Below are 11,370 nucleotides of genomic sequence, written 5' to 3'. Positions count from 1 at the left end.
TTGTCCATGCGTGATCGGATCGTGGCCATCGTTGCGCCGGCCGGTTATGGCAAGATGCCATTGACACGAGCCATCGGCCCCCAGTGTCTGGCGCATGAACATGGACAGCGTAACTGTGGGCGCGTATGGCCGTTCACGGTGTTCGGGCCGCAGCGCTTCTGTGGCCTGCAGCAGTTCCTCGCTGGTCAGTACGTTGAAGAACTCCACTGCACCGGTCGATCCTGAGCGCCGCGCAAGGCGGCTGCGGCGTTGATGCAAATCGGCTCGCATTTTACGACCCATGGTGGCTAGCCTAAGGAAAGATGGTTTGGATGCTTCGTAACCAACCCTCCTATCGGTCAAGGCAAGGGTCAGCCACCTCTTTGCTTTCAAGCACTTACGCGCGTTTGCGATGACCGGCGCGCCAAGGTAAGTTCTATTCGGATTAACCCTGAATTTTCTTACCATGGTTAAGTTCGGTGCATTGCCTGTTCGGTTCTTGAGCGCCATTCGTTCATGGACCGGCGTATCTGGCCGCAGCGATGGACCTGTGGAAGAACATGCGCACGGGCAAGTTCAGGTGTCCAAGTGTCTGGCCGCGATGTAAGCGAAGGTCATGGCCGGGCCGATCGTGATGCCTGCCCCCGGGTAGGCTCCGCCCATGACGCTGGCCATGTCGTTGCCCACGGCATACAGGCCCTGGATCGGCGTGCCGTCCGTCGCGCGCAGCACGCGCGCGTGCTCATCGGTCTGAAGTCCCTGGAACGTCCCCAGGTCGCTGGGTTCCAGGCGCACCGCGTAAAACGGTCCCCGCTCGATAGGCGCCAGGTTGGGATTGGGCTTGCAGGAGGGATCGCCGCCGAAATGGTTGTAGACGTTGGAGCCCTTGCCGAAATCGAGGTCCTTGCCGTCACGGGCGAACCCGTTGTAGCGCTTCACGGTGCTGTCCAGGGCCGCGGGTTCGATGCCGAGTTGACTCGCCAGCCCGGCCAGGGTGTCGCCCCGGATCAGGTACCCGCGGTCGACGTAGCGCGTGATCGGCATGGGAAAGGGCGGCACCACGCCCATGCCGTAGCGGCGGATCGTGGCGTGGTCGCAGATCAGGAACGCCTCGACGCGGGCATCGTTCGCACAGGCCTTCACCATGGCGGGGACGAAATCGTGGTAAGAGTCCGCTTCGTTCGCGAAGCGCTGGCCCCGGCGGTCCACCGCGATGAAACCGGGCTTGCAGCGATCGATGAAGTGGGGGTATGGCGTGAACGTGCCGTCGCCGTTGGGCAGATTGGACACGGGCGTCCAGGCCGCGGGATTGGAGGCCCCCTTGGAAAACCCCGCACCATGTGCCTGTGCCAGTTGCGCCCCGTCACCGGTGTTGCCGGGTGGGGCCAGGCTGACGTGGTTCTTGCCCTGGGCCACGTGCGGGTAGCGCTCGCGGCGCCACGCGTCGTTGCGGGGGAAGCCGCCGCTGGCCAGGATAACGCCCTTGCGAGCGACCACCTCGACGGTGCGGCCGTCGCGGCGCACCAGGCCGCCGCTCACCCGGCCGTCCTGTTCGATTAGGCGCACCAAGGGTGAGCCCGTCCAGAGCGGCACACCCTTCTCGAACAGCGACAGCGCCAGGCGCGCCACGAGCGCGTTGCCATTGGCGATGGCGGTGCCCCTCGGCCAGCTCAGGCGATCGCGCGCGTAACGAGCGAGCATGCACAGGACGTGAACACCCGAGCGCAGGGAGCGTGTGGCATTGAAGAGGTGAGGGATGTCCGAGCGCGAGACGGACATGCCGCCGAACAGCATCATGGTTGTGATCGGGACCCGCAGTTCCCGAAAGCGCTGGCCCAGCCGGCGGCCATCGAAGGGCTCCGGCAACAGGGAGCGCCCGCCACTCGATGCGCCGGGACGCAGGGGGTGGTAGTCGGCCCAGTTCGGAATCAGCTGGTAGCGCACATGGCTGCGCGCCAGCATGTGGTCCAGCATCCGGGGTGCGTTCTCGACGAACGCGCGGGCCTTGGGTTCATCGAAGAACTCACCAGCTTCTTCCTTCATGTAGGTCAAGGCGTCCTCGGGAGAGTCCTTCAAGCCGGCCTGCCTGGCCAGGCTGTTGCCGGGAATCCAGATCACCCCCGCGGAGTAGGCCGTGGTGCCGCCGAACACCGGCTCTTTTTCCGCCACGATGACATCCAGCCCGCTGTCCGCCGCGGTGAAAGCCGCCGTCAAACCGGCGGCGCCGGAGCCGGCAACCAGCACATCACACTCGATCTTTTCCATGCTTGTGGTCTCGTTGGTCATCAAAGGCCCATCAGTTGGGCAATGATGTTGCGCTGGATCTCGTTGGCCCCGCCGCCCACGGGGCCGATGCGCGAGTCTCGGAAGAAGCGCTGCATGTCGTGCTCCATCATGTAGCCGGCCCCGCCCATGATCTGCATGCCCAGGTTGGCGCAGTCGAAGTCGTTGTCGGTCGACACCACCTTGGCCATCGCGGTCTCGATTCGCGGCTCGACACCGGCATCCAGCATCTCCGCCACGCGGTATGTCATCAGGCGCGTGGTCTCGGCCTTGATGCGCATGTCGGCGAACTTGTGCGCTATCGCTTGGAACTGGGTGATTGGCTGGCCGAACTGCACGCGCTGCGTCGCGTAGTCCTTGGCGTAGTCGATCACGTGCTGCGTGTTGCCGGCGCCGGCCGCAGCCAAGCACAGGCGTTCCATGTTCAAGCACTTCATCAGGCCGCGCCAGCCTTTATTCTCTGCGCCGATGAGGTTCTCCGCTGGCACTTCCACGTTGTCGAAGAAGACCTCGTTGGCGCGGGTGGTGCGGCGGCCCAGGGTGTCGAGCATGCGGATGGTGACGCCCGGCGCGTCGGCCGGGATGAGCAGCATGCTGATGCCCTTGTGCCCAGCGAACTGGGGGTCTCCCGACGGTCCGGTGCGCACCGCTGTGACCAGGTGGTTTGCCACGTGGGCACAGGTGATGTAGAGCTTCTGGCCGTTGACCACGTAGCGCTCGCCACGTCGCTCGGCCTTGGTGGCGATCGCCGCTGCGTCGGATCCCGCGCCTGGTTCGGTCAGCGCGATAGCCATGCGCAGGCGGCCGTCCATGATGCCGGGCAGGTACGTGCGCTTGAGCTGCTCGCTGCCGTGCAGGGCGATGTGCTGGCCGGCGTAAATGACTGCGGTCAGATAGGCCGTGGCCACGCTGGCGTAGTGGTAGGCCATGGCCTCCACCAGCACCGCGAGGTCCTTGTGCGAGCCGCCCGAGCCGCCCTCGGCCTCGCTGAATGGCAGGCTCATCCAACCAGCGTCGGCCAGCGCCTGGTAGGCCTCGAAGGGGAATTCACCCGCGCGGTCGAGTTCGCGGATTTTTTCCACAGGCAGCTTGGCCTGCAGCAGGTCCAGCACCGAGTCGCGAATCATGCATTGCTGCTCGGTGAAGCCGAAGGTGTTCCAGTCTTGTCGCGCCATGGCGGTGTGTCTCCAGTAGTGAAATGGGTTTAGGCGCGGGTGCGCACCAGGGTCGCGAACAGGCCGGACTGAACCACCTCGTCACGCTGATTGAGGATTTCCATGCGGCGCTTCACCACCCCGGCCTGGCCGTTCGAGGTCAGCCGCTTCTCGGTAACGCTCCAGCGCAGGCGGATGCAGTCGCCGAAAAACACCGGGGCCAGGAACCGCCAGTCCTCCATGCCCAGGAAGGCGAGCGCAGTGCCCTGCAACTGCCCGGCCTTGGCCGATAGACCGGTCGCCACCGAGAGCACCAGCAGGCCGTGCGCCACCCGCTGACCGAGGGGCGAGCGCTCGGCGTAGTGGGCGTCGGTGTGCAGGGGGTTGTCATCTCCCGACAGCGCCGCGAAGGCCAGGACGTCGGTTTCGCTGATGGTTTTCTCCGGCGTGACGACGGGAGTGGCCTGCGGGTCGAAATCTTCAAAAAACCATCCCATGGGCATGTCCTTTTTATGTTCTTTGATGAGGGGCTATGTCGGCCGGCGCACGATCAGGGCGTCCACCGCGACAAAGCGATTGCCGCGCGCCATCACGGGGTTGAGGTCGATTTCGTCGACGTCGTTGCACAGGTCCATGCACATGCGCGAGAAACGCGCCACCAGATCGGCCAGGGCATCGAGGTCGACGCCCGGCTTGCCGCGATAGCCCTGGAGCAGCGGGTAGACCTTCAGTCGCCGCAGCATCGCGGCCGCCTGCGACGGGTCGACCGGCGCCAGCTCGGTCGCGACGTCGCCAAACATCTCGATCAGCACGCCACCCAGGCCCACCATCACGAGGGGGCCGAAGACTGGGTCGCGCTTCATGCCCAGCACGAGTTCGAAATCCCCCTTCTCCATCGGTTGCAACAAGAAGCGGCCAGGGCCCGCGCCGGGCGCATGTTCGCTCAGGGACGCCAGCATCTGGTGAGCCGCCCGCGATACCTCGTCGGCGCTCGCCAGGCTCACCCGAACCAGGCCCAGCTCGGTCTTGTGCGCGATGCCGGGGGCGTCGTACTTCAGCACGAGAGGAAGCGGCATCCCCCTGGCCTGTTGCTCCACCTCTCGCACGCTGGCCGCCACCCGCTCCTGCACAACGGGCAGGCCGTACAGCGCCACCAGTTGTTTCGCCACCTGCTCGGTGATCACCTGCGGTTGCTGCCGAAGCAAGGCAAGCGCGGGCGATGGCGCGCCGGCTGGCGCCCCCACGGCGTGCGTGGGCCGTGGCGTATCGCGCCAGCGATGCCAGTCCTGCCAGGCTGCCAGCGTGCGAAAGCAGCGTTCGGTGTCGCGGAAGAAGCCGATGCGCTCGTCGCGCATGTAGGTGATCGCGCCCGGGCCTTCCAGCCAGTGGGGCAGCCAGACGATGCACACGGGCTTGCCGGCCTCGCGCGCCAGTGCCGACACCACCGGGCAGCGCTTGTCAGCGATGACCTGTCCCGCCGTGACCTGCGGCAGCACCAGCACACCGTAGTGGTCGTCACGCAACATCGCGCGCGCGCAGGCCTCGAACGCCTCGGGGCTGTTGAGCACCTGGCCGGTGATGTCACACGGGTTGTGCGGCGAGCCGAACTCCGGCACGGTGGCGTCCAGCACCGCTTGCGCCTCGGCATGGGGTTGCGGCAGATCGATGCCATGGTTGGCGCCTGCGTCCGCGCACATGATGGCGGCGCCCCCGGATGTGGCCATCACCGCCACCCCCGGTGCCACCGGGGCCGGCGCCTTGGCGAAGAAGTCCGCCATTTCAGTCAGTTCGGCGAGTGAATGTGCCCGCACGAAGCCGCCGCGCCGCATCGCCGCCTCGAAGGCCTGCGACGAGCCCGCCAGGCTGCCTGTGTGCGATTGCGCCGCCGCCGCCGCGGCTTCGCCCACCGCGGTCTTGTAGACGATCACCGGCTTGCCCCGCTCGCGCGCGGCGTCGGCCAGCGCCTGCAGGCGTTCGGCGTCACCGGCCGCTTCGAACACGCAAGCCACGCTGCGGCAGTCGGGGTCCTGCACCAGGTAGTGGGCCAGGTCCAGGACGTCGACGTCGCAGGAATTGCCTGCCGTCAGCAGGTGCGTGTAGGCCATGCCGTTGTGGGCGCCCTGCAGCAAGGCGTAGCCCAAAGCGCCGGACTGGCTGACCAGGCCCACGCGGCCCGGTGGTTTCGGCAGTTGCGCATACCCCATCTGGAACAGCAGGCCCGCGCCGAGGGCCACGTGGGCGATGCCCAGGCAATTGGGCCCGAGGATGCGAAGGCCGCTGTCGCGCGCGATGTCGGCCATCGCGTCCTGCAAGACGATGCGTTCGGACAGGCCTGTTTCGCTGAAGCCCGAGGCGTAAACGATGGCGCCGCCGGCGCCGGCATCGGCCGCCTCGCGCACCGCATCCAGCGCGGCTTGCCAGGGCAAGGCAATGACGACGCAGTCGGGCGCAGCCGGCAGGGCCTTCAGGCTGGCGTGGCAAGGCCGCCCGGCCAGTTCGTCGTAGCGTGGGTTTACTAGGTGGATGTCGCTCTGATAGTGGGCCAGGTTCTCCAACGTGCGGTTGGAAAATGAGCCGGGTTTGGCGCTGGCGCCGACGATGGCGATGCTGCGCGGAGCAATCAGACGGTGCAGTTCGTGCGGCGCGTACAGGCGCCGTTGGGCAGAAGGCATGGGAGCGTTGGTGTCAAAGGGGGTCGATAAGGCGGGCGGCAAACAACGGGCCGTCCTCGTAAGTCAGCACCGCCAGTTCGACCTCGCGGTCAAGGAGTCGGGCGGTGGGCGTGTCACCCAACAGGCGCGTCGCAATGCGCAGGCCGGCCCGCAGGTCGATGATGCCGACCTGATACGGTGCCTCGGCCCCGAACACCTTGGGGGCCGCATGGATGGTGGTGGCGGAATAGACCACGCCACGCGGTTCGATGGCCCGCCACTGCACGCTGCGGTGCCAGCAGTGAGGGCAGAAAGGCTTGGGGGGAAAGGACAGGCGATCGCAGGCCGTGCAGTGTGTGGCCATGAAGCGGCCCTCGTCGAGCCCGCGCCAAAACGCGCTGGTGAAGCTCGACTGCGCCGGAGGGTAGGGGCGCGTGCCAGCCATCGGCAGGCGCGGCATGGCGGGCATTTGTGCGGCATCGCTCATGCGGCGGCCTCCAGGATGTGCACCAGCGCTGCGTTGTAGTTGCCCAGTTCGCAGGCGGCCATGGCAATGGCGGCGTCTGGCACCTGGCGCGCACCCGCGCGTCGGGTCAGCTGCTCGAACAATTCCAGATAGGAATAAAGGGGCGTGATGAAGGGCGGGTGTCCGCGCGCGATCAGACCACCCGAGGTGCAGATGGGAATGCGCCCACCCAGGGCGGTTTCGCCGGCCGCCGCCTGCGCGGCGCCGCGCCCGCGCGGCGTCAGGCCCAGGGCTTCGCTGACAAGGACCTCCACGATGGTGCAGGGCGCATACAACTCCGCGACGTCGATGTCGTCGGCCTGAAGGCCTGCAGCTCGATAGGCCTGGCCGCCGGCGCGCACCGCCGCGTTGAAGGCAATCATGTCGGTCGGCACTTCGGATATCTGGTGAGCGCCTTCGTGATGAAAGCCGCGTCCGATCACGCGTGCGTACGGCTTGCCCAGCGCGCGCGCCACCTCTTCGCTGGCCAGCACGATGCAGGCGGCGCCGTCGGACCGGGGCGGCACCTCGTACAGTCCGAAGGGTTCGACGATGGGGCGCTGTGCGAGCACCTCCTCCAGCGTCACCAACTCCTGGTACTGGGCCAGTGGGTTCAGCGCCGCGTGGCGGCGATTCTTCACCGTCACGCTGGCGATCTCGGCCCGCGTGGCGCCGGTTTCGTGCATGTAGCGCATCGCGTCCATCGCGTACCACGAGATCGGCGTGAAGCCGAATGGCGTGTGGAAGGCGACGTCGCCAGTGGCGCGCATCGAGCGGTTCATGTGCTCAGCGCTGCCGATGGCGGTCTCGAAGTTCACGCCGAGTGCCAGCGCCACGTCCGCGCGCCCGGTCTCGATCATCTGCGCCGCCTGGTCGAACGCGAGTCCCCCGGTCATGCCGTTGCCCACCACCTCCATCACCACGCCATTGCTCGGCAGGCGCAGGTAGTTGGCCATAAAGGTGCCGAAGTAGAGCTGCTGGGTGTAGGGCCGCGGGTGGCACAGCACCATGGCGTCGATGGACTCCTTGCTCACGCCCGCCTGGCCGACGGCCTCAAGCACGCAGGCGGCCAGGACCTCATGTTCCAGCACCTGGAGGTCGAGGCCGGGTGCGGTCTGCACCCGACCACAGGGGATGCCGGCGGCGCCGACGATGGTCACTTGCCTGCTCATCAGATTTCCGCGTCTCTCAGGGTTGCTTGAGCAGGCCGGCTCGCTCGACGAAGCGGCGCTCCTGCTGGTACGCCTCAACGGTCCATTTCGTGTATTGCTCGGTCGAGCGATACCAGGGGACCTGATACAGGTTATCGAGGAGGGCCTTGTTGTCCGGCGTCTCCATCGCGGTCTTGAAGGCGTCGTGCAGCCGCTTGACCACTGCACCCGGCATATTGCGCGGTCCCACCAAGCCGTAGGGCGATGAATAGATGATGTCGTAGCCCAGCTCTTTCGAGGTGGGCACATCGGGCAGGCGGGACAGGCGCTCCGCGTCGAAGATGTTGAGGATCCGCACCTTGCGCGCCTCGGCCTGGGTGATCACGCTGCCGACGTTGTTGAGCGTGACCATCACATGGCCGCCCAGCATGGCCGTGGTGGTTTCGCCACCGCCCTTGAATGGCACGTGCACCGCCTGAAAGCCCGCCTGGTGAGCCAGCGCTTCCATCAGCAGATGCAAGGATGAGCCCTGACCGGGGGTGCCATAGGTAAGCTGCCCCGGGTTTGCCTTGGCCCAGACGATCATGTCCTTCAAGGACTTGAGCGGCGAGTCGTCCCGCACGGCAATCGCGAAGGTGTAGCCGCCCAGGCCGATGATCCAGGTGAATTCGTTGAGCGGGTTCCAGTCCACTGGCTGCATGTGCGGCTGGCGCAGCAGGGACACCGTGCTGGCGGCGACGGTGTAGCCGTCGGGCTTTGCTAGGCGGGCCATCTGGACGGGGCCGATGGTGCCGTTGCCGCCAGGCTTGTTCTCGATGACGATGGGTTGCCCCAGGCTACGGGACGCCAGCTCGGCCAACTTGCGGTACTGCGCATCCGTGGGGCCGGCGCTGTACGGCACGACGAGCGTGATCGGGCGAGTGGGGAACTCCTGGGCCATTGACGAACCTGCGGCCGTCAGCAGCAGAGATGCAACGCAAATGTGTCTGCGCAAGGGATTCATATCGTCTCCTTTTGTCGTGGTGGATAGCTCCCTCCTGTTGCGAATGCGCCAAGCAGGGGCAGATGACAGGGGTGTATGTGCAAAGTCTGTGCCATCAGCCTGGCATCCCCAAAATCGCCTTCTCGGCTAAAATACGTCCTCAATGACGACACTGGTATGTCCCGTATGAATGCATCAATGAATAGCGTCTCTCATGAAGACATTGCAAGCGCAAGGGAGTCCGTGGGCATCTGGATGCGCGATCTGGAAACCGGCCAGGAGCAATTGCATGGCACCGCGTGCTTGGCATCCATCCGCCGGCAGGTTCTCCCCGAGCTGGAAAAGTGGCTGCAGCGCGGCCTTGACGCGGGCCTGTTCGCCACCGAAGGCGCCACCCCATTGATCGTCGTGGTCTGGCTGGTGGACTCTGCTCAGGTAATGCTCATCAAGCCCGCGGGAGAAGATGACGCATTGATGCGTTTCATAGCCACAGTGCCGTTCGCAGCACCGGTCCTGAACCATATTCTGACCAGCCCGCACGACGCCATCTCGGTCGTCGATTGTGGCGGCATCATGCGCTACATCAGCCCGACACACGAGCGCTGGCTGGGCCTGCGCTCGGGTGAGGCAGTTGGCCGGCCCGCGCACCAGATCATTCCCAACTCGCGCATGGCGGAAGTTGCCGCTTCCGGCGTCGCGGAGATCGGACAACCTTATTCCGCGGACGGCGTGGCCACCCGCATCGTCAGCCGGATCCCGATCCGGGTCGGAGGAGCGGTCGTGGGTGTCGTGGGACGGACCTTGTTCAAGGGGCCCGAGGTCGTGCAGCGCATGTACCGTGAGGTATCGCGCCTGCAGAACGAAGTCACGCGCTACCAGCGAACCCTGGGCGTGATGGCGCCCGAACCGGAGTCACTGGGCCGGCTCGTCGGGAACAGCGCACCGATGCTCGACCTGAAGAAGGAAATCCGGGTCGTCGCCGAACTCGACGTTCCCGTGCTGATCCTTGGCGAGAGCGGTGTCGGCAAAGAGCTGGTGGCGCAGGCCTTGCATGACTTGAGCCCCCGTCGGAAACAGCAGATGGTCTCGCTGAACCTTGCCGCCTTGCCGGCGAGCCTGCTGGAAGCGGAACTGTTCGGCTACGCGCCAGGCAGTTTCACGGGCAGCCACAAACAGGGGCGTATCGGGAAATTCGAACTCGCCGACAAGAGCACCGTGTTCCTGGACGAGATCGGCGACATTTCTGCAGACATCCAGGTGAAGCTGCTGCGGGTGCTCGAGGACTACACAGTCGAGCGGCTGGGTGAGCACCGCTCCCGCAAGGTCGACTTCCGGCTGGTGGCCGCCACCCACCGGAAAATGGACGACCTCGTCGCTTTGGGACAGTTCCGCCTCGATCTGTTCTACCGCCTTGCCGGCGTGACGCTGCACGTTCCCGGTCTGTCCGAGCGGCTGGAAGACATTCCGGAACTCCTGACCCACTTTATTCAGCAGTTCTGCGCTCGCAATCGCTGGGAAGTGCCAGAAGTCCACCCCGAAGTTGCCCCGTTTCTGGCCCAGCAAGCCTGGCCCGGCAACGTGCGCCAGCTGCGCCAGCGCATTGAGGAGGCCCTGGTCTTCTCGGCGCGGCAGACGCTGGAGCGCCGCCATTTCGAACGCCATGGCGCCAGCCGGCAGCCGCGCGTTCATGCCCCAGCGCTGGCCATGGCGGTGCCTTTGGAGAACCCACTGACCATGACGCAGCACATGCAAAAAGCGGTACGCGAGGCGGTAGAGGCTCACGGTGGCAACAAGCAACGAGCGGCCAGGGCACTCGGCATTTCCCGCTCCCATCTTTACCGACTGCTGGGTGGTTGAGGAAGACCTCAATGCACCGAACTTGAGCCAAGTCGACTAGAATCGATGGCGACAAATGCTTGATTTATTTGATTATTTCTTCAATTTCTCCGAACAAGGCAGATGGCCACGGCAAGAAAATTCAAGGTTAACCCTAGATTTGCTCTTCGCTGATCTCGCGGCGCGCATCCGCTGCGATTATTTTGCCGCCAGTGCGCGGCACGCTGCCCTCACCCGCCGCCGATCTTGACGTTGCCGCGCTTGATCGGCGTGCCGCTGTCCATGGGCGGCACTTCACAACGCGCCATGCTCGATACCTTCTTCGGTTCGCTCGATTGGCGCTGGGGGGGTGCGGGCCTGAGGTGCCCGAGCGTCAGATGCCGTTCGAGGCCCTGGACAAGCTGGGCCCTGCCTATCTGCTGGTGCTGGTGCTGGACCGTGGCTACCCGGCGGCGTGCCTGCAGCAGCGCGGCATTCGCTTTTGCACCCGTGGGACAAGGTCAATGGCTTCAAGGCCGTGCGGGACTTCGTGAGAAGCGGGCTGGACCAGGCAACCGTGACCTTGAGGCCTCCCTTCGCGCCGCGATGCGCTGGACTATGGCTGTACGCCCGTTCCCGTCACGGTGCGGCTGGTGCGCCAAGTCACCCCCGAGGGCCAGGTTCGGGTGCTGCTGACCACCCTGCCCGCCGACGCCGTTGCCTGCAACGTGTTCGCCGACCTGTATCACCAGCGCTGGGGTGTGGAGGAGACGTCAAAAGCAAGGCTTAACGGGCTAAGGAAGGTCTGCAAAACACCCGCTGCAGCGTGAGCTGAGACGATGAATTTCGG

General features: G+C 65.5%; 8 protein-coding genes and 1 pseudogene. 1 reads left to right on the top strand and 8 read right to left on the bottom strand.

What is annotated here, in order from left to right:
* The 8 genes and pseudogenes from IV113_RS21280 to IV113_RS21245 form a co-directional block, all read right to left on the bottom strand.
* Window positions 1-489: pseudogene (locus IV113_RS21280) on the bottom strand (hypothetical protein); the annotation flags it as partial.
* A 66-nt stretch (window positions 490-555) separates the two neighbouring features.
* Window positions 556-2,244: an FAD-dependent oxidoreductase gene (locus IV113_RS21275; RefSeq protein ID WP_210829913.1), complete on the bottom strand. Its 1,689-nt coding sequence runs from the start codon at window positions 2,242-2,244 to the stop codon at window positions 556-558.
* A gap of 20 nt (window positions 2,245-2,264) precedes the next feature.
* Window positions 2,265-3,437, bottom strand: coding sequence for an acyl-CoA dehydrogenase family protein (locus IV113_RS21270; protein WP_210829915.1), 1,173 nt, complete (start codon window positions 3,435-3,437; stop codon window positions 2,265-2,267).
* A 29-nt stretch (window positions 3,438-3,466) separates the two neighbouring features.
* Window positions 3,467-3,913 carry a MaoC/PaaZ C-terminal domain-containing protein gene (locus IV113_RS21265; protein ID WP_210829918.1) on the bottom strand — a complete coding sequence of 149 codons (447 nt, stop codon included), beginning with the start codon at window positions 3,911-3,913 and terminating at the stop codon, window positions 3,467-3,469.
* Between the two features lie 33 nt (window positions 3,914-3,946).
* Window positions 3,947-6,088, bottom strand: a complete 2,142-nt coding sequence (locus IV113_RS21260) for an acetate--CoA ligase family protein (protein ID WP_291089188.1) — start codon at window positions 6,086-6,088, stop codon at window positions 3,947-3,949.
* A 13-nt stretch (window positions 6,089-6,101) separates the two neighbouring features.
* Window positions 6,102-6,554, bottom strand: coding sequence for an OB-fold domain-containing protein (locus tag IV113_RS21255; protein ID WP_210829883.1), 453 nt, complete (start codon window positions 6,552-6,554; stop codon window positions 6,102-6,104).
* The gene (locus IV113_RS21250; RefSeq protein WP_210829881.1) at window positions 6,551-7,744 is read right to left on the bottom strand and encodes a thiolase family protein; all 1,194 of its coding nucleotides are present in this window, start codon (window positions 7,742-7,744) and stop codon (window positions 6,551-6,553) included. The genes IV113_RS21255 and IV113_RS21250 overlap by 4 nt, the downstream gene beginning before the upstream one ends.
* Before the next feature lie 16 nt (window positions 7,745-7,760).
* The gene (locus tag IV113_RS21245; RefSeq protein WP_210829879.1) at window positions 7,761-8,726 is read right to left on the bottom strand and encodes a tripartite tricarboxylate transporter substrate binding protein; all 966 of its coding nucleotides are present in this window, start codon (window positions 8,724-8,726) and stop codon (window positions 7,761-7,763) included.
* Window positions 8,727-8,903: 177 nt separating this feature from the next.
* On the opposite strand from IV113_RS21245, the gene IV113_RS21240 reads away from it, so the two are divergent.
* A complete protein-coding gene (locus tag IV113_RS21240) occupies window positions 8,904-10,562 on the top strand; it encodes a sigma 54-interacting transcriptional regulator (protein ID WP_247656070.1) in 1,659 nt (552 codons plus the stop codon).
* Window positions 10,563-11,370 lie beyond the last annotated feature (808 nt).

The organism is Hydrogenophaga sp. (assembly GCF_018780385.1).
In the GTDB taxonomy this organism is placed as follows: domain Bacteria; phylum Pseudomonadota; class Gammaproteobacteria; order Burkholderiales; family Burkholderiaceae_C; genus Hydrogenophaga.
This window is presented reverse-complemented; position numbering and strand designations above follow the sequence as displayed.

Coding starts and splice junctions, on each gene's coding strand:
- IV113_RS21275 (WP_210829913.1), bottom strand. CDS start 2,244: ATGGAAAAGATCGAGTGTGATGTGCTGGTTGCCGGCTCCGGCGCCGCC.
- IV113_RS21270 (WP_210829915.1), bottom strand. CDS start 3,437: ATGGCGCGACAAGACTGGAACACCTTCGGCTTCACCGAGCAGCAATGC.
- IV113_RS21265 (WP_210829918.1), bottom strand. CDS start 3,913: ATGGGATGGTTTTTTGAAGATTTCGACCCGCAGGCCACTCCCGTCGTC.
- IV113_RS21260 (WP_291089188.1), bottom strand. CDS start 6,088: ATGCCTTCTGCCCAACGGCGCCTGTACGCGCCGCACGAACTGCACCGT.
- IV113_RS21255 (WP_210829883.1), bottom strand. CDS start 6,554: ATGAGCGATGCCGCACAAATGCCCGCCATGCCGCGCCTGCCGATGGCT.
- IV113_RS21250 (WP_210829881.1), bottom strand. CDS start 7,744: ATGAGCAGGCAAGTGACCATCGTCGGCGCCGCCGGCATCCCCTGTGGT.
- IV113_RS21245 (WP_210829879.1), bottom strand. CDS start 8,726: ATGAATCCCTTGCGCAGACACATTTGCGTTGCATCTCTGCTGCTGACG.
- IV113_RS21240 (WP_247656070.1), top strand. CDS start 8,904: ATGAATAGCGTCTCTCATGAAGACATTGCAAGCGCAAGGGAGTCCGTG.